Origin of the sequence: Streptomyces sp. NBC_01003 (assembly GCF_045162695.1) — a bacterium.
In the GTDB taxonomy this organism is placed as follows: domain Bacteria; phylum Actinomycetota; class Actinomycetes; order Streptomycetales; family Streptomycetaceae; genus Streptomyces.
In genome coordinates this window covers 5,915,038-5,932,825 of the sequence record NZ_CP108707.1, presented here as the reverse complement: position 1 = coordinate 5,932,825, position 17,788 = coordinate 5,915,038, and the positions used below count along the sequence as shown (strand labels likewise).

Genomic DNA, 17,788 nt, shown 5'->3' with positions numbered 1-17,788 from the left:
GTGGAGATACAGAGCGGACCGCGCTGTCCGACCGTTTCCAAGGATAGGTGTCCGTCCGTGAGGGCCGTTTGCGGGCCTCTTGCCGCTCGCCTGCGCGCTGCCATACTTACGACGCCGTAGGTTACGGACGCGTAGTAAAAGTACCCAGCACGACTCCCCGGCTCTCGGCCCTCTCGCAACCCTCGACCCCCCAGGGGACGCCCCATGACACCAAGCCCCGATCTGATCGATGACGCCCCGGAGGCGTCGTCGGGCGATTCGAGCGGCGCTCCGCTGCCCTCCGCCACGCTCGGCGGTGAGCAGAAGCGTTCGCTGGAGCAGCTCGCGTTGCTGCTCTTCATCACCGTTCCGTTCCTGGCGCTGGTCGCGGCGGTGCCGCTGGCCTGGGGCTGGGGTGTGAGCTGGCTCGACCTCGGCCTCCTGGTGTTCTTCTACTACCTGGGCTGCCACGGCATCACGATCGGCTTCCACCGGTATTTCACGCACGGTTCCTTCAAGGCGAAGCGGCCGCTGCGGATCGCTCTGGCGGTCGCCGGCTCGATGGCGGTCGAAGGTCCTCTCGTGCGCTGGGTGGCGGATCACCGCAAGCACCACAAGTTCTCCGACGCGGAGGGTGACCCGCATTCGCCGTGGCGGTTCGGCGAGACGCTGCCCGCGCTGATGAAGGGCTTGTGGTGGGCGCATATCGGCTGGATGTTCGACGAGGAGCAGACTTCGCAGGAGAAGTACGCACCCGATCTGGTGAATGATCCGGCCATAAGGGCGATCTCGCGTCAGTTCATTTACTGGACGATGCTCTCGCTGGCTCTGCCGGCGCTGATCGGCGGCCTGGCGACGATGTCGTGGTGGGGCGCGTTCACGGGCTTCTTCTGGGGTTCGCTGGTGCGGGTGGCGCTGCTGCACCACGTCACGTGGTCGATCAACTCGATCTGTCACGCCGTCGGTAAGCGGCCCTTCAAGTCGCGTGACAAGTCCGGCAACGTGTGGTGGCTGGCCGTCCTGTCGTGCGGCGAGTCGTGGCACAACCTGCACCACGCGGACCCGACGTCGGCGCGGCACGGTGTGATGCGCGGCCAGGTGGACTCGTCCGCGCGGCTGATCCGCTGGTTCGAGCAGCTGGGCTGGGCGCGTGACGTGCGCTGGCCGTCGAAGGAGCGGATCGAGTCCCGCCGCAAGCCGCAGGCCGCTGACGCGGCATGATGGAGCCCGTGGCGACCGATCCGAACTCTGCGAGCCCAGCCGGCAACGACAAGCCCCGGCGCGCGCGCCGCACCCGGATGACCGGTGCGGAACGCCGCCAGCAGCTGCTCGAGATCGGTCGCACCCTCTTCGCCGCGAAGGGCTTCGAGGGCACGTCGGTGGAGGAGATCGCGGCGAAGGCCGGGGTCTCCAAGCCGGTGGTGTACGAGCACTTCGGCGGCAAGGAGGGCCTGTACGCGGTCGTCGTGGACCGTGAGATGCGCCAGCTCCTCGACATGGTGACCAGCTCCCTGACGGCCGGGCACCCGCGCGAACTGTGCGAGCAGGCCGCCTTCGCGCTCCTCGACTACATCGAGGAGTACACGGACGGCTTCCGCATCCTGGTCCGCGACTCCCCGATCCCGCAGTCCACGGGCTCGTTCGCCTCGCTGATCTCCGACATCGCGACGCAGGTCGAGGACATCCTGGGCCGTGAGTTCAAGAACCGCGGCTTCGACCCGAAGCTGGCGCCGCTGTACGCGCAGGCGCTGGTCGGCATGGTCGCGCTCACGGGCCAGTGGTGGCTGGACGCCCGTAAGCCGGAGAAGGCCGAGGTCGCGGCGCACCTGGTGAATCTGGCGTGGCACGGCCTGGACGGCATGGAGGCGAACCCGCACCTGATCGGGCGGCGCAAGGCTTAGACCACCTTGCGGTCCGGGACTTCGCCGTCACTTCTGGTAGCCGAGGATGGTCATCATCCCGGATTCGGAGTGGTACTGGTTGTGGCAGTGGAGCATCCACAGGCCCGGGTTGTCGGCGTTGAAGTCGACCACGAGTTTGCGGTGCGGTCGCACGTAGGCGGTGTCCTTGCGGGCTCCGCATGCGTCGATGCCACTGAGGGCGAAGGTATGGCCGTGCAGGTGCACGGGGTGCCACATGTCGGTGGTGTTGATGAGGGCCAGGCGGACCCGCTCATCCTTCCGGATAGGGCGGCGTTGCTCGATGGAGTAGGGCCGGTGATCGAAGCCCCAGTCGAATCTCCTCATGCCGCCGGTCAGCTTGATGCGCATCTCGCGGTCCGGTCGGCGGTCGCTGAGGGCTACGGAATCCTGGGGCACGAGGCGTGTGGCCGGCACGATCCGGCCGTCGAGCTCCTGCGGATGTACGCCGGGCCCGGGGGCGCCCCCGCTGCCGGTGCGCAGGACGGCCAGGGCCTTCGCGCCCTTACCCTCGGCCAACGCGACCAGCGGGAACACCCCGTCCTGCGCGGTGATCAGCACGTCGTAGCGTTCGGCCATACCGAGCAGCAACGCGTCCGTCTCCATGGGTTCGACCGGGTAGCCGTCGGTGTGCGTCACCGTCATCGTGTGGCCACCCAGTGCCACCCGGAAGGCCGTGTCGCCCCCGGCGTTGATGATGCGCAGCCGGACGCGGTCCCCGGGGCGGGCCCGGAAGACCGAAGGAGCCTGCGCGAGGCGGCCGTTGACCAGGTAGAACGGGTAGTCGACATTGCCGCCCACACTGTGCAGCAGACGGCTGCCGGAGTGCCGTAGGACGCGGTCGGGGCCGGCGGGCCTGCCGCGGCCCGAGGTGTGCGCGCCGCCGGACCTGTCGCGACCGGAACCGTCACCCTCGGCGCCCTCCCCCATGTCCATGCCCATTCGCGCGCTGCCGTGGTGCAGCTGTGCGAGCACGCCGTCCGGGGTGGAGCCGCCCACGCCGTCGACCCAGTCGTCGAGGACGACGACCCACTCCTTGTCGTAGGACAAGGGCTCACGGGGGTCCTCGACGATCAGCGGGGCGTACAGACCGCGGTCGAGTTGCAGTCCCGAGTGCGAGTGCATCCAGTACGTGCCCGGGTGCGTCACGGCGAAGCGGTAGTGGAAGTCCGCGCCGGGCTGGATCGAGTTCTGGGTCAGGCCCGGTACGCCGTCCATGTCGCAGCGCATACGGACGCCGTGCGAGTGCAGGGTCGTCGCCACGGGCAGGTGGTTGGCGAGCGTGAGATCGAGGACGTCGCCCGCGGTGATGCGGACCTCCCTGCCGGGCAGCGAGTCGCCGTACGCCCATGACCTGACGGTCGGCCCGCCGAGGTCGAGGGACGTCTCGGCGGCGGTGAGCGTGTACCTGCGGAGGGGGCCGGACCCGCGGGCCCGCTCGGCAGCGAGAACCTCGGGATCGGACGGGTTCACGTATCCCTTGGGCCCCTTGGGGACGAAGGGGCGTCTGCCGTGGTCTGAGAGCCCGGTCCGCGCGTGCGAACCGGGCTCGGGACGGGGAGCGGACTCCGGGTGAGGAGTCAACCCGGAGTGAGGAGCCGCGGAGTCGGCCCCGGAACCGGAACAGGCTGACAGGGCTGCCGAACCGACGGCCGCGAGCGAGGCAGCGATCACGTTGCGTCGCGTATGTGTATTCATAACCAAATAACACATGCTTCGTGATGATATGTATGCGCACTGAGGCGGCGTGTCCCGCCACCGGACCGGGTCTCGGCTCACGCAGGCTCAGGGCGCGACCGGTTCGAGGAATTCGAGCCGGTTGCCCACCGGGTCGTCGGCGTAGAAGCGGCGGTGGCCCGGCAGGTCCCCGTCCCAGGTGATCCTCACGCCGTGCGCCACGAGCCGCGCCGCGTACGTCTCGATCCCCGTGACCCGCAGCCCCGGGTGGGCCTTGCGGGCCGGCCGACTGCGACATTTTCCGCTTCCGCCTCCGGCGGGGGCCCGCTCGATTCCCAGGTGCAGCCGCACCTGGCCCGCTTCGAACCAGCAGCCCCCGTGCGCCGCGAGCGCCGGGGGCTTCGGCGACTCCGTCATGCCGAGCGCGTCCCCGTAGAACCGGCGCAGCGCGTCCTCGGATCCCGCGGGGGCGGCGAGCTGTACGTGGTCCAGGGCCCGGAGCATCAGGCGTCCGCCGGTTTGCGGGCCACCGCGAACAGGCGGCGGAAGGGGAAGACCGTGCCCTGCGGTGTCGCGGGGTATGCGGTGCGGAGCTGGGCGCGGTAGGCGGTCAGGAATTCGTCCGTGGCCTGCGGGTCGTCCGCGAGGGCGGTCAGGACGGGGCGCAGGCCCGTGCCCTTGACCCAGTCGAGGACCGGGTCCTCGCCCTGGAGGAGATGCAGATACGTCGTCTCCCAGACGTCCGCGTCGCAGCCGAGCGCGGTGAGCTGGTTCAGGTACTGCTCGGGGGTGTGGACGGCGTCCGCGTGGCGCAGTGTGTCGCCGAGCCGGTCCCGCCACCGCGCCGACCGGGCGAGGTCGCGCATCAGTACGTGGCTGGGGGCGTCGAAGTTGCCGGGGACCTGGAAGGCGAACGTGCCGCCGGGGGCGATGCCGGCCAGCCAGTCGGGGAAGCGGTCGGTGTGGCCGGGGACCCATTGGAGCAGGGCGTTGGAGACGATCAGGTCGAAGGGCTCGGCGGGGGTCCAGGTGGCCGCGTCGGCGGGGGCGAAGTCGAGGAGGTCGGTAGCGTGGGCCGCGGCCTTCTCCAGCATCTGCGGGGAGTTGTCGTAGCCGGTGATCCTCGCCTTCGGCCAGCGCTGGGCGAGCAGGGCGGTGACGTTGCCCGCGCCGCAGCCGAGGTCGGCGATCCTCGCGGGGTCGCCCTTGACGCGGGCGAGGAGGTCGGCGAAGGGACGGGTGCGGTGGTCCGCGTGGCGGAGATACTGCTGGGGGTCCCAGGTAGGTGTGCTCATGGCGGCCAGGATCCTCCCGGATTTATCTCGATGTCAAGATAGTTGAATTCAAGAGACTTCATGTCGAGGGACCCACTAGACTGATCGTCATGGAGGACGAGGTCGACCGGCTGGTCGCAGCGTGGCGTCGAGAGCGCCCTGACCTCGACGTGGAGCCCCTAGAGGTGCTCAGTCGGGTCAGCAGGCTGGCGCGTCATCTTGACCGGGCCCGGCGCCTGGCCTTCGCCGAGCACCAGCTGGAGCCGTGGGAGTTCGACGTACTGACGTCCCTGCGGCGGGCCGGTGCCCCCTACCAGCTCTCCCCCGGACAGCTCCTCACGCAGACCCTCGTCACCTCCGGCACGATGACGAACCGTATCGACCGGCTCGCCAAGAAGGGTCTCGTCGAGCGCCTCCCCGACCCGAGCGACCGACGCGGCGTCCTGGTGCGACTGACCACCGAGGGGCAGGACCGCGCCGACCAGGCGCTCGCCGGCCTCCTCGCGCAGGAGCGGGCGATCCTCGCGGAGCTGTCCCGCACCCAGCGCGGCGAACTGGCGGGCCTGCTGCGGAAGTTGACCGCGCCGTTCGACAACATCCCCGGCTAGGACCGTCAGTCCCTGGGCCCCCGTCGTACGGGTTCTTCCTAGGACGCCGCTTCCAGGTCCGCGGGCCCGACCCCGGCCCTGCGCGCCAGCGCCACCGCCGCGAGCGTGGAGTGGACCCCGAGCTTGCCCAGCACGTTCTGCATGTGTGTACGGACCGTGTGCGGGGACAGGAAGAGGCGCTCGGCGACCGCCTTGCGGCCGAGGCCCGCGACCATGCAGCGCAGCACCTCGCGCTCACGCGGCGTCAGGGACTCCACCAGGCGCTCGGAGTCGGTGCGGTGCTTGCGGGCCGCGGTCAGCTCCCGCAGAACGCTCGTGAGCAGGGCGGGCGGCAGATGCGTCTCGTCGCGCAGGACGCCCCGGATGACCGTGAGCAGCCGCGAGAGCGAGCAGTCCTTGGCGACCCAGCCGGAGGCGCCCGCCTGGAGCGCGAGGGCCGCGCGGCGCGGGTCGTCCTTCTCGGCGAGCACCACGGTCCGTACGGTGGGCTGGCCCGAACGGACGCCCGCCACCAGGGAGATCCCGTCGACCAGGCCGTCCTGGCCGGGCGCCGTGTCGGGCGCTGCCGTCGCCGGGCGCGGGCCGTGCAGGGCCGCTCCCAGATCGGCGTCGACGAGGAGGACGTCGAACCGGCGCCCTTCCGCCGCCGCGCGGTCCATGCAGCGCAGTGCGGCGGGGCCGCTGCCGGCCGCGGACACGTCCACGTCGGGCTCGGCGGCGAGAGCCGCGGCGAGCGACTCGGCGAAGATGCGGTGGTCGTCGACGACCAGGACTCGGATGCGAACCACGTGTATAACCCCCTCCCCCAAGCTCCTCGCGGAGCAGGGGATTCCCCGGCGCCGGGAGGCTGTCCGGCACGGGTACGGCGCCCGAAGAGGCAGGTCGTCGCGGCCGCACGGCCGCCGCCGTGCTCGTACCGCCCCCCCCGCTCCGGGCGTCGTACCCGGCTGTCTCGCCCCCTGATCAGCACCGGCCCCCACCGGCGCTGTGCTCAGAGTAGGGCCGCGGGCCAGGAGCGGAAGGCAATTTGCAGAACTGGTTGGCCTGCGCGTTTATGGTGAGGCGTATGTTTCGTATTGAGACAGAAGTCGACAAACAGCGGCGCGATCTTCTTCACTTCCGGCTGCGGGAGGCGAATACCGCGGCGTCGGCGGAGCTCAGGTCGCTGCGGGGGACGCCCGACGACCGTGAAGTGCCGCTCCAGGTCTGGGCGTTGGACGAGAGCGGCGAGATCGCCGGCGGCCTGGACGGGCACACCTGGGCGACCTGGCTTCACGTGAACCTGCTCTGGGTGGACGACCGCCACCGCGCGAAGGGCCTCGGCTCCCGCCTCCTCGCGGAGGCGGAACGCATCGCCCACGAGGACCGCGCCTGCCACGGCGCCCGAGTGGAAACATGGGACTTCCAGGCGCCGGGCTTCTACCGCCAGCACGGCTACGAGCTGATGTGCGTGATCCCCGACTACCCGCCAGGGATCAAGGAGTTCACGCTCACCAAGCGGCTGGGGTGAACACACCCGGCCCACGCCGCGAATCGTGCGCCCGTGCGCGGAGCGCACCATTGGGCACAGCCCCGACTACCCGCCAGGGATCAAGGAGTTCACGCTCACCAAGCGGCTGGGGTGAGTTTGTGGGCTCCCGCCGACGGGACCGCGGGGAAGACGCGCGGGGCCGTGCAGCCCGCCGAAGCGAACGCCTCCGTGATCGACTTCGTCACCGCGTCCGCGTCCGACTCCTCCACCAGGACGATCGCGGAGCCGCCGAAGCCACCGCCGGTCATCCGGGCGCCGAGCGCGCCCGACGCGTTCGCGGTGTCCACGACCAGGTCCAGCTCGGCGCAGGAGATGCGCAGGTCGTCGCGGAGCGAGGCGTGGCCCTCGGTGAGGACCGGGCCGATCGCCCGTACGTCACCGGCGTCGAGAAGCTCGATGACCCGCTCGACGCGGTGGTCGTCGCAGACGATGTGGCGGACGTAGCGCACGACCCGCTCGTCGGTCAGGTCCGCCAACTTGGCGAGTGCTGCGGGCAGTTCGGCGTACGACACGTCACGCAGGTGCGAGACCCCGAGCGCGCGGGCGCCCTCCTCGCAGCCCGCGCGGCGCTCCGCGTACGCGCCGTCGCCCAGCTCGTGCTTGACGCGGGTGTCGACGACGAGCAGCTGGAGGCCCTGCGCGGCCAGGTCGAAGGGGACCTGGCGGGTGGACAGGTCGCGGCAGTCCAGGTGCAGGACGTGGCCCTCGGTGGCGCAGGCCGACGCCATCTGGTCCATGATCCCGCAGGGCACGCGCACGAAGTCGTTCTCGGCACGCTGCGCGATCCGCGCCAACTCGGGCCCGGTGAGCCCCAGTTCGAAGAGGTCGTTGAGCGCGAGCGCGGTGACGACTTCGAGTGCGGCCGACGAGGACAGGCCCGCGCCGGTCGGCACGGTCGACGCGAGGTGGATGTCGGCGCCCGTGACGGTGTGCCCGGCCTCGCGCAGCGCCCATACGACGCCCGCCAGGTACGCGGCCCAGCCGCCCTGCCCGAACTCGGAGAGCGGGGTCAGTTCGTCGGCCCGCAGTTCGGCGATCGGCGCGTCGATGTCCGCGGAGTGCAGCCGCAGGACGCCGTCGGTGCGGCGCGCGACGGCGGCCACCGCGGTGTGCGGCAGCGCGAGCGGCATCACGAAGCCCTCGTTGAAGTCGGTGTACTCGCCGATGAGGTTCACGCGTCCGGGCGCGGCCCAGACCCCCTCGGGCTCGTATCCGTACAGATCGCTGAACTGCGAGGCGACAGACATGACTTACCCCTCCTGGCGTGCCTGGGCGAAGGCCCAGGCGTCGGCGACGATTCCCGCGAGGTCCGCGCGGGACGGGTTCCAGCCGAGGCGCTCGCGCGCGGTGGCGGCGGAGGCGACGAGGACGGCCGGGTCGCCGCCGCGGCGCGGGGCGGTGACCTCGGGGATCGGGTGGCCGGTCACCTGGCGGACGGTCTCGATGACCTCGCGCACGGAGAAGCCGTTGCCGTTGCCGAGGTTGCAGATGAGGTGCTCGGCGGGGCGGGCGGCGTCGAGGGCGAGCAGGTGGGCCTCGGCGAGGTCGGCGACGTGGATGTAGTCGCGCACGCAGGTGCCGTCGGGCGTCGGGTAGTCGTCGCCGTAGACGGAGATCGCGTCGCGCCGGCCCTGGGCGACCTGGAGGACGAGCGGGATGAGGTGCGACTCGGGGTCGTGGCGCTCGCCGCAGCTGCCGTAGGCGCCCGCGACGTTGAAGTAGCGCAGCGACACGGCGGCCAGGCCGTGCGCGGCCGCCTCCCCGGTGATCATGTGGTCGACGGCGAGCTTGGAGGCGCCGTACGGGGAGGTGGGGGCGGTGGGGTCGGACTCGGTGATGGGGGTGCTGACGGGCTCCCCGTACGTCGCCGCGGTGGAGGAGAAGACGAGCTTGCGCACCTCCGCCGAGCGCATCGCTGCGAGGAGCGCCATGGTGCCGCCGACGTTGTTGTCCCAGTACTTCTCGGGCTTCACGACGGACTCGCCGACCTGGGAGAACGCGGCGAAGTGGAGGACGGCGTCGAAGGACGGGTCGAGCCACTTGGCGGCGTCGCGGATGTCGCCCTCGACGAACGTCGCCCCGGCGGGCACGCCCTCGCGGAACCCGGTCGAGAGGTTGTCGAGGACGGTGACGTCGTGCCCCGCCTCGACCAGGTGCTGCGCGACCACGCTGCCCACATATCCCGCACCGCCGGTGACCAGGTACTTCCCGCTCATGTACTCGCTACCTCTCGCAGTCGCTCGGCCGCGGTCTCCGGCGGCACGTCGTTGATGAACACACTCATGCCGGATTCGGAACCCGCGAGAAACTTCAGCTTGCCGGAAGTGCGGCGGATAGTGAAAAGCTCGAGGTGAAGGGCGAAGTCGTCCCGCTGGACGCCGGGGAAGTCGTCCAAGGTGCCGAACGGCGCCTGGTGCCAGGCGGCGATGTACGGCGTCGGGGACTCCTCCATTCCGAAGAGCCGGTCGAAGCGCCTCAAGAGTTCCAGATAAATCTGAGGGAACTCTGTGCGCGCGCCGTCCTCGAGGGCGAGCAGGTCGGGCACGCGGCGCTTGGGGTAGAGGTGCACCTCGTACGGCCAGTGGGCCGCGTACGGGACGAACGCCACCCAGTGGTCACCCTCGAGGACGACGCGCTCGCCGGTGCGCTCCTCGGCGAGCACGTCGTCGAAGAGGTTGCGGCCGCCGGTCTGCTCCTTGTGCTCGGCGACCGAGCGCAGCATGAGGGCGGTGCGCGGGGTGGTGAAGGGGTAGCCGTAGATCTGGCCGTGCGGGTGGCCGAGGGTGACGCCGATCTCGGCGCCGCGGTTCTCGAAGCAGAACACCTGCTCCACGGAGGGCAGGTGGGACAGCTCGGCGGTGCGGTCGGTCCAGGCATCCAGGACGAGTCCGGCCTGTTCCTCGGTGAGGTCGGCGAAGGACGACGTGTGGTCGGAGGTGAAGCAGACGACCTCGCAGCGCCCGGCGTCCCCGGCGAGCGAGGGGAAGCGGTTCTCGAAGACCGCCACGTCGTACGAGGAGTCGGGGATCTCGCTGAGCCGGTCGCCCTCGGACGGGCACAGGGGGCACTCGTCGGCCGGCGGGTGGTAGGTGCGGGCCTGGCGGTGCGAGGCGATGGCGACGCTGTCCCCGAGGAGGGGGTCGCGGCGGACCTGCGAGGAGCAGGCGACGGGGTCCAGCGGACGCCGGTCCACCGCGTCCCGCACGACGTCGTCACGCGAGTCGTAGTAGATGAGCTCGCGACCGTCGGCGAGCCGGGTCGACGTCTTCTTCACGTCCGATGCTCCTCATTCGCATCAACTCAACATAATCAAACATAACAAAGCACGCTTCAACGGGATGGTCAAGGCCGCGGACGCATCCTTCGGTGCGTGGCGTGTCACTCGCATCACAATCAAACAAAGAACCTCAGCAGAAGTGTTCATTTATTGAACATAGACGCGTAGGTTCCGGTCTGATCAGTTCGCGCAACGAAGCGAGTTCTCCATGCTGTCCCCCACACAAACCCTGGCCGCGGGGCTCCGGCTGCCCACCAACGGCCTCGACTACGCGATCCTGGCGATCTACTTCGTCGTGGTCCTCGGCATCGGCTTCGCCGCCCGGCGCTCCGTGAAGACCAGCCTCGACTTCTTCCTCTCGGGCCGCTCCCTGCCCGCCTGGGTCACCGGTCTGGCGTTCGTCGCAGCCAACCTGGGCGCCACCGAGATCCTCGGCATGGCAGCGACCGGCGCGCAGTACGGCGTCTCAGTCGTCCACTGGTACTGGATCGGCGCCATCCCGGCGATGGTCTTCCTGGGCCTCGTGATGATGCCCTTCTACTACCGCTCCAAGGTGCGCTCGGTCCCCGAGTACCTGCTCCAGCGGTTCGACAAGAGCGCGCACCTGCTGAGCTCCATACTCTTCGCCTTCGCGGCGATCCTGATCGCGGGCGTGAACCTGTACGCCCTGTCGATCGTCGTGGAGGCGCTGCTCGGCTGGCCGCAGTGGCTGGCCATCGTCGTCGCCGGCCTGTTCGTGCTCGCGTACATCACCATCGGCGGACTCTCCTCGGCGATCTACAACGAGGTCCTCCAGTTCTTCGTGATCCTCGCGGCGCTCATCCCCCTCTGCATCATCGGCCTCAAGCGGGTCGGCGGCTGGGGCGGCATGACCGACTCCCTGAAGAGCGCGCACGGCGACAACTTCCTCTCGGCCTGGGGCGGTACGGGCATCGGTGAGGCCAACCCGCTCGGCGCGAACTGGCTGACGATCATCCTCGGCCTGGGCTTCGTGCTCTCCTTCGGCTACTGGACGACGAACTTCGCCGAGGTGCAGCGCGCCCTGTCCGCGAAGAACCTCTCGGCCGCTCAGCGCACCCCGCTCATCGCCGCGTTCCCGAAGATCTTCATCGTCTTCCTGGTGATGATCCCGGGCATGGTCGCCGCGGTGCTGGTGCCGAAGATCGGCATGGCCGGTTCGGACCTGACGTACAACGACGCGATCCCCTACCTGATGCAGGAGCTGCTGCCCAACGGCGTGCTCGGCATCGCGGTGACCGGTCTGCTCGCCGCGTTCATGGCGGGCATGGCGGCGAACGTGTCGTCCTTCAACACCGTGTTCACGTACGACATCTGGGCCAAGTACGTGAAGACCGGCAAGCCCGACGGTTACTACCTGAAGTTCGGCCGCCTCATCACGGCGGTCGGCGTCCTGGCCTCGATCGGCACGGCGTTCATCGCCTCGTCGTTCTCGAACATCATGGGCTACCTGCAGACGCTGTTCTCCTTCTTCAACGTCCCGATGTTCGTCGTCTTCATCATCGGCATGTTCTGGAAGCGCGCCTCGATGAAGTCCGGCGTGTGGGGCCTGCTCGCGGGCACGACCGCCGCGATGGTCAACTACTTCTGGATCTACAAGCAGGGCGTCATCGACATCCCGACCGACCAGGGCGCCAACTTCGTCTCGGCGATCGTCGGCTTCGTCGCCGGCGCGGTCGTCATGGTCGTCGTCACGCTGTTCACCGCGCCCAAGCCGGAGGCCGAGCTCGCGGGCCTCGTGTACGGGACGACGGCGCCGGGCCTGGAGGAGCCGCCCGCCGAGGGCGACGACGCCTGGTACCGCAAGCCCGCTTTGCTCGGCTGGGGCGCGATCGTCCTCGCCGCGCTGTGCTACGTCCCCTTCTCCCTCTGATCGGAGGCGCGAACCCTCATGTCTGAACTCCAGAACGAAGTCTCCGAGTTGGAACGCAAGTCGGCGACGGCGGCGCGGCTCTTCGACATCCGGCGCATCATCGGCGGACTGTTCGCGGTGTACGGGGTCATCGTCACGATCGCCGGCATCACGGCGTCCGACGCCGACCTGAAGAAGGCCGAGAACATCAACATCAACCTGTGGACGGGCCTCGGCATGCTCGCCCTCGGGCTGTTCTTCCTGGTGTGGCTGAAGCTGCGGCCGACGGCTCCGCCGGTACCGCAGGACGGCGAGGCGTAAGCCCTTCGCCCCGGGCCGGAGGCCATCATCCACGGGTGGTGGCCTCCGGCCCTTTCGAGCTCCGAAGGCCTGCCTCTCATTCCGCCTGCGGCGACGGGCAATTGATCGACGCCCTGGTGGTGATGGCCACTGATCGCACGCGCGGCCGGCGGGAGGAGTACCGCGGGGTAACCGCCGCCGGTCTTCCCCGACGTGGCCGAAGCGGAGCACCACGCGTTGTTCCTGCACGAGGTGGTCATCCATCACGTGCCGGGCTTGTCGCAGACCTCCGACCATGCCCGTGCCGTCTTCGGCCGCATGGTTCCGGAACTGCCCGCAAGCGAACCGGAGCCCCACCCCGTAACCGAAACAAGTCCCGCCCCGCCGAAGCGGGACGGGACTTGGAGTGGAGCGCCGAGCAGGCCTTGCACCTGCATCTCCCCGCAGGAAGCGGGGCGCCTTTCCTTGGACCACCGACGCACGGCCCGCACACCACGAGTCGCGGTGACGAGCACGAGACCGACTCTAGCTCAGGACTCCGGATCCGGCACGCCCGGAGCCGCCGGGACCGGCCCCGCCCGGTCGAGGAGCCCCGTGCGCGCGGCCAGCGCCGCCGCCTCCAGGCGCGAGCCGACGCCCAGCTTCATCAGGACCCGCTGCACATGCGTACGGGCCGTGCTCGGGGCGATGCCCATTCCGGCCGCGATGAGCCGGGTGTCCTCGCCGTCCGCGACGCGGACCAGGACCTCGACCTCACGCGGCGTCAGCATCTGCAGGAGCCGCTGCCCCTCGTCGTCGGGCTGCGCGGCCGGGTTGAGCAGCTCGCTGAAGGCTCCCTGTAGGAGCTGCGGCGCCACGGCCGCCTCGCCCGCCCGCGCCTTCATCAGGGCGCGCTCGACCCCCTCGATCCGCTCGTCGTGCCGTACGTAGCCGCAGGCGCCGGCCGCGAACGCCGCCGCGATCCCGCGCGGTGACGGCACGGGCCCGAGGACGACCACCGCCACCTGCGGGCGCTCCCGCTTGATACGCACGATCGGGTCGAAGATGCCCGGCTCCGCGGGCGTCGCCGTACCGATGAGACAGACCTCGGGCGCCCGCTGGATCACCAGCTCGGCCGCTCCCGCGGCGGGCGCGGCCGCCGCGAGCACCCGGTGCCCGCGCAGCTTGAGAGCCGAGGCGAGCGCCTCGGCGAGCAGTCGATGGTCGTCGACCACCATGAGCCGCACACCCATAGAGCCACCCCCCCACATCCCCCGGGATCCCGTGGGACCCCCAGAACCCCCTCGGTGCGGAAAGCCCCCCGACTCCCCGACCTCCTCCATCTCCCGGAAGCTACACGCTCGTTCGGCGTTGCGCTTCCCCTACTGGTGAGAAGTGACCCGGAATGCCGGAATCTCTCGGCGGCGGGCGCATATGCCGACGGCCCCGCACCCGGTGAGGGTGCGGGGCCGTCCTGAGTCCGCGATGAGCGGCTCCGGAGTTACTTCGCCGCGAAGACCACGGCCTCGTACTCCTTCTCGTCCGCCGAATACGGCTTGGAGATGAGTTCCTTGCCCATGGCCAGCCTGCCGTTGGTGTAGAGCAGTTCGGACTGGGTGGGGGTCATGCTGCTGATGACGCTGGTCACGGTCTCCGTCGCCGGAGTGACCAGGAGCGTCTTCTGCTTCAGCGTCTTCGGGTCGATCGTGACGATCTCGGCGCCCTTGTCGTAGGGGCCGTCCTTGTACGCCAGGACGTTCCCGCCGTCCATGCGGACCGGGAAGAGCGTGTACTCCCCGCCGTCGACGCGGTCACCGGTGAGCTGGCCGTTCGCCAGGGAGAACGACACGATCTCGTTGGTCTGGCCGGACGTGCCGCCGCCGTCGTGCTCGCGGGTCGGCATGTAGACGCGGTCGTTGCCGACCGTGATGCCGCGGCAGCCGTGCATCGCGCTGACGTCGCAGTCGAAGTCGTAACGGTCCTTCTCCAGCGAGACCTTGGCGCGCAGCTTGCCGGTGTCGTCGAGGGAGAACAGGTCCGACATCTCGACCTCCTCGCCGGTGGCGATCACGAAGGTGACCGGCTTGCTGGAGACGACGGAGATGACGTTCACGTCGGCCGGGATCTTGTAGGTCCACTTCGGCTTGCCCGTCGCCGGGTCGAGGAGCTGCACCTGGTGCTTCTCGTCGCCGTAGTCACCGCACTTGCGGACGGCGACCAGCTGCTCGCCGCCGCGGTAGCCGAGGTCCTCGCAGGAGCCGGCCTGCGGCTGCCACAGGATCTTGCCCGACTTGATGTCGAGGGCCGCGCCACCGTCGTAGCCGCCGCCGGCCGCCAGCGTGGAGCCGGTGATCGACAGCTCCTTGAACGGGATGTCACGCCCGCCGGTGCCGACGCTCTTCGTCCACAGCTTCTTGCCCGTGTCGACGTTGAAGACCGTGATCTTGGTGCACGGCTGGTAGTCGTACTCCTTGGGCTTGCGCGGGGCCTCCTCGCTGATGACCGCGCTCAGGCCGTCCTGGGTGACCTCGGGGGCCCCGCCGCACGTCTGGCCGGGCAGCGGGAGCGTCCAGGACTTCTTGCCGGTGTCCGCGGCGTAGCCGTTGATCTCGCCCACACCCGCCTTGGCGTACGTCGTGTCCGTGAGCCAGGAGCCCTTGGTGCTGAACACCTCGTCCTTGGGCACCTCGTGCTGGGGCAGCTGGAAGAGGACCTGGGAGCTGGTGTTCCCCGGGACCTTCTCCTTGCTCGCGCCGCCGGTGGTGGTGCCGCCGGAGCCGCCCTTGTTCTCGTCGCCGCCCTTGCCGCCGGTGCCACCGGTCGGGCCCGCGGTGCTGGCGTCGGTCTTGTCGTCGCCCGAGGACGCCGAGTACCAGACGCCGCCGCCGATGATCAGGGCGACCGCGACGACAGCGCCGATGATGATCATCATCTGGGAGCTGATCTTCTTGCCGGCGCCGCCCGCCGCCTGCATGGGCACGGTGCCGGGCGGCGGGTAGGCGCCGTACTGCGGCGGCTGCTGGCCCGGGTAGCCGTAGCCCTGCGGGGGCGTCGGCGGCTGGCCCTGAGGGGCCTGCGGGTAGCCGTAGTTGGGGGCAGGGGGCTGCGGGTGGCCGTAGCCCCCGGGCTGGCCCTGCGGCGGCGTCGGCGGCTGGGCCGGGGGTGGGGTCTGGGGCGCCTGCGGGTAGCCGTAGCCGGGCTGCTGCGCGGGCGGGGGCGGCGGCGTGGGCGCGCCGAACCCTCCGGGCGGGGGATCCTGCGGTGCGCCGAACCCTCCGGACGGGGGATCCTGCGGCTTGCCGAAGCCCACCGGCGGGGGGCCCTGCGGCGGGCCCTGCGGCGGCTCGTTGGGCGGCTGGGGCGGCTGCGTCATGACGTCTGTACCTCGGGTGACGGGGAGAAGGAGCGGGCGGCGGTGCGGTGGGCGGTCACTGGGGGTGCGGCGGTCACTTGCCGTACGCCAGCATCAGTTTCTCCTCGCCCTTGGCCGTGCCGGACAGGCGCGTCGTGGAGATGTAGAAGCGCCCGTCGACGTAGTCGACCGCCTTGGAGTAGAAGCCGTTCTCGATCTGCGCGGTTCCCGCCGGGTTCTGCAGCAGGGTCTTCGGCGCGTGCGAGCCCGCCGTCGCGATCGACACGACCCTGCCTCCGGCGTCGTACGAGGCGTTGACGTAGGCGATCACGGCGCCGCCCTCGGTCTTCAGCGGCAGCATGTTCTGGGCCACCGGCGACTTCGCGCGCCAGCGCTCCTTGCCGTTCTCCAGGCTGATCGCGACGACCTCGTTGGCGCTGCCGCTGGTCGCCTTGGTCGGCAGGTACAGCGTGTTGGTGTCGGCGGCGACGCCCGTGCAGCCCTGGAGGTCACGGTCGAGGATGGCCCAGCCGCACTCGGGCGCGAAGTCCTCGTCGACCGAGACCTCGGAACGCACCGCGCTGCTGCCGTTCTTCAGCGTGGTGATGTTCCACTGCTTCTTGTCCTCGTTGGTGAGGTAGAGGACGACCGGCGAGACGGAGTAGGCGCGGGCCACCTTCCAGCCCTTGGGGAACGGCTTGGTCCACTTCGCCTTGCCCGTCGCCGGGTCCAGCTCCTGGATCTCGTCGTGCTCCTTGTCCGTGGAGGCACCGCAGGAGGAGACGGCCAGGAGGCGCTCGCCGCCGGCGAAGGCGCCGGGGAAGCAGGCCGCGCCGTACTTCTTCTTCTCGAAGAGCTGCTTGCCGTCGCTGACGCTCAGGCCGAGGCCGGACATCTGGCGGCCGACCATCAACGTGCTGCCCGCGTAGGTGAGTTCGACACCGCTGCCGGTGCCGTCGAAGAGGTCCCCCTCGGGGATCTTCTTCTCCCAGTCCTTCTTGCCGGTCTTCAGGTCGATCTGCTGGACCTGGTTGCACTTGGCGCGGTCGGTGACACCGCTCATGTACGCGATGGCGACCTTGTCGTCGTCCGACTTCTGCACGCTGGCGCCGCAGATCTTCTGCGGGAGCTTGATGGTCGGCCAACTCGGCTTGCCGTCCGAGATGTTGTACGCGACGAGCTCGTTGTAGACCGCCTTCGCGGCGAGCGTGTCGGTGACCCACATGCCGGGCGCGTCCGCGCCGTCGCCGGGGGCCTTGGGGGCCGTCTTGTACCAGAGGACCTTCGACTCACCGGCCTGGCGGCCCGCGTTGAGGTCCTCCTTGCCGTCGCGTCCGTCACCGGAGCCGTCACCCGGGTCGACCGGCGCGGAGCCGGTGGGCTTGGGGTCCTGGCTCTTGTCGGCGACGGGGTCCTTCTTCTTGTCGTCACCGCCGCCCACGACCGCCCACACCACACCGCCGGCGATCACGACGACGGCCACGGCGGCGGCCACGATGATCCCGGTCCGGCCCTTGAAGGGGTTCTTGCCGCCGCCACCCGGGCCCGCGGGGCCACCGGGGAACGGAGGCTGCTGCTGCGGGTAGCCGTACTGGGGCTGCTGCTGCGGATAGCCGTACTGGGGCTGCTGGCCGTACGGTCCGGGCTGCTGCTGCGGCTGTCCGTAGGGACCCGGCTGCTGGGGCTGACCGTAGGGGCCGCCCTGCGGGGGCTGGCCGTACGGGCCCGGCTGCTGCGGGTAGCCGTATCCGGGCTGCGGGGCCGGCGGCGTCTGCGGCGGCCGGCCCGGAGGCTGCGGCGGCTGGGCCGGTGGCTGCTGCGGATCCTGTGGTGCTCCGAAGCCGCCTTGCGGCGGCTGGTTGGGCGGCTGAGTCATCAGCGCTCCCCCCGTCTTCACTGATGTGTCTGCTCGCCTGGTCGATTTCAGGACGTTCTCTGGTCGTTCTCAGGCAACCTAGAGCGCCCTTTCTATCACCCTGTGCAGTAGCACATCGGGCCGGTCGCTCCCCTGTTCCCAAGGGA

General features: G+C 70.0%; 16 protein-coding genes. 6 read left to right on the top strand and 10 right to left on the bottom strand.

Annotation, left to right across the window (positions count from 1 at the left end; translation table 11 throughout):
- The first annotated feature begins 204 nt into the window (after positions 1 to 204).
- Both OG698_RS27200 and OG698_RS27195 read left to right on the top strand, forming a co-directional pair.
- Entirely contained in the window at positions 205 to 1,200 is a 996-nt protein-coding gene (locus OG698_RS27200; protein ID WP_406106026.1) for an acyl-CoA desaturase, read from the top strand.
- Entirely contained in the window at positions 1,197 to 1,880 is a 684-nt protein-coding gene (locus OG698_RS27195; RefSeq protein WP_406106025.1) for a TetR family transcriptional regulator, read from the top strand. The genes OG698_RS27200 and OG698_RS27195 overlap by 4 nt, the downstream gene beginning before the upstream one ends.
- Before the next feature lie 27 nt (positions 1,881 to 1,907).
- Here OG698_RS27195 and OG698_RS27190 read toward each other — a convergent pair whose 3' ends face one another.
- The 3 genes from OG698_RS27190 to OG698_RS27180 all read right to left on the bottom strand — a co-directional run bounded on the left by OG698_RS27190 (position 1,908) and on the right by OG698_RS27180 (position 4,870).
- Positions 1,908 to 3,596, bottom strand: a complete 1,689-nt coding sequence (locus OG698_RS27190; RefSeq protein WP_406106023.1) for a multicopper oxidase family protein — start codon at positions 3,594 to 3,596, stop codon at positions 1,908 to 1,910.
- An 87-nt stretch (positions 3,597 to 3,683) separates the two neighbouring features.
- On the bottom strand, positions 3,684 to 4,079 hold the full coding sequence (locus OG698_RS27185) for a VOC family protein (protein ID WP_406106022.1): 396 nt from the start codon (positions 4,077 to 4,079) through the stop codon (positions 3,684 to 3,686).
- A complete protein-coding gene (locus OG698_RS27180) occupies positions 4,079 to 4,870 on the bottom strand; it encodes a trans-aconitate 2-methyltransferase (RefSeq protein WP_406106021.1) in 792 nt (263 codons plus the stop codon). Before OG698_RS27180 ends, OG698_RS27185 begins: the two co-directional genes overlap by 1 nt.
- An 89-nt stretch (positions 4,871 to 4,959) precedes the next feature.
- On the opposite strand from OG698_RS27180, the gene OG698_RS27175 reads away from it, so the two are divergent.
- Positions 4,960 to 5,457 carry a MarR family winged helix-turn-helix transcriptional regulator gene (locus OG698_RS27175; RefSeq protein WP_406106019.1) on the top strand — a complete coding sequence of 166 codons (498 nt, stop codon included), beginning with the start codon at positions 4,960 to 4,962 and terminating at the stop codon, positions 5,455 to 5,457.
- Positions 5,458 to 5,495: 38 nt separating this feature from the next.
- Here OG698_RS27175 and OG698_RS27170 read toward each other — a convergent pair whose 3' ends face one another.
- Complete coding sequence (locus tag OG698_RS27170) at positions 5,496 to 6,245, bottom strand: LuxR C-terminal-related transcriptional regulator (RefSeq protein WP_406106018.1); 750 nt, start codon at positions 6,243 to 6,245, stop codon at positions 5,496 to 5,498.
- 266 nt (positions 6,246 to 6,511) lie between these two features.
- Here OG698_RS27170 and OG698_RS27165 point away from each other — a divergent pair, with 266 nt between their 5' ends.
- Entirely contained in the window at positions 6,512 to 6,967 is a 456-nt protein-coding gene (locus OG698_RS27165; protein ID WP_406106017.1) for a GNAT family N-acetyltransferase, read from the top strand.
- 95 nt (positions 6,968 to 7,062) lie between these two features.
- Here OG698_RS27165 and galK read toward each other — a convergent pair whose 3' ends face one another.
- From galK to galT, 3 genes are read right to left on the bottom strand one after another with little or no spacing between them, the layout of a single operon-like run.
- On the bottom strand, positions 7,063 to 8,235 hold the full coding sequence (galK, locus tag OG698_RS27160; RefSeq protein ID WP_406106015.1) for a galactokinase: 1,173 nt from the start codon (positions 8,233 to 8,235) through the stop codon (positions 7,063 to 7,065).
- A gap of 3 nt (positions 8,236 to 8,238) precedes the next feature.
- Entirely contained in the window at positions 8,239 to 9,204 is a 966-nt protein-coding gene (gene galE / locus OG698_RS27155; RefSeq protein WP_406106014.1) for a UDP-glucose 4-epimerase GalE, read from the bottom strand.
- Positions 9,201 to 10,262 (bottom strand): galactose-1-phosphate uridylyltransferase, encoded by a 1,062-nt coding sequence (galT, locus tag OG698_RS27150; RefSeq protein ID WP_406106012.1) that lies wholly within the window; start codon positions 10,260 to 10,262, stop codon positions 9,201 to 9,203. Before galT ends, galE begins: the two co-directional genes overlap by 4 nt.
- Positions 10,263 to 10,473: 211 nt before the next feature.
- Here galT and OG698_RS27145 point away from each other — a divergent pair, with 211 nt between their 5' ends.
- Together OG698_RS27145 and OG698_RS27140 are read left to right on the top strand one after the other, a co-directional pair.
- On the top strand, positions 10,474 to 12,156 hold the full coding sequence (locus OG698_RS27145) for a sodium:solute symporter family protein (protein ID WP_356275754.1): 1,683 nt from the start codon (positions 10,474 to 10,476) through the stop codon (positions 12,154 to 12,156).
- 18 nt (positions 12,157 to 12,174) lie between these two features.
- Positions 12,175 to 12,456 (top strand): hypothetical protein, encoded by a 282-nt coding sequence (locus OG698_RS27140; protein ID WP_399977632.1) that lies wholly within the window; start codon positions 12,175 to 12,177, stop codon positions 12,454 to 12,456.
- Between the two features lie 509 nt (positions 12,457 to 12,965).
- Here the strand turns inward: OG698_RS27140 and OG698_RS27135 are convergent.
- The 3 genes from OG698_RS27135 to OG698_RS27125 all read right to left on the bottom strand — a co-directional run bounded on the left by OG698_RS27135 (position 12,966) and on the right by OG698_RS27125 (position 17,642).
- Entirely contained in the window at positions 12,966 to 13,667 is a 702-nt protein-coding gene (locus OG698_RS27135) for a response regulator transcription factor (RefSeq protein WP_329573002.1), read from the bottom strand.
- 248 nt (positions 13,668 to 13,915) lie between these two features.
- Complete coding sequence (locus OG698_RS27130) at positions 13,916 to 15,787, bottom strand: PQQ-binding-like beta-propeller repeat protein (RefSeq protein WP_406106010.1); 1,872 nt, start codon at positions 15,785 to 15,787, stop codon at positions 13,916 to 13,918.
- Positions 15,788 to 15,860: 73 nt separating this feature from the next.
- Positions 15,861 to 17,642 carry a PQQ-binding-like beta-propeller repeat protein gene (locus OG698_RS27125; RefSeq protein ID WP_406106008.1) on the bottom strand — a complete coding sequence of 594 codons (1,782 nt, stop codon included), beginning with the start codon at positions 17,640 to 17,642 and terminating at the stop codon, positions 15,861 to 15,863.
- Positions 17,643 to 17,788: the final 146 nt, after the last annotated feature.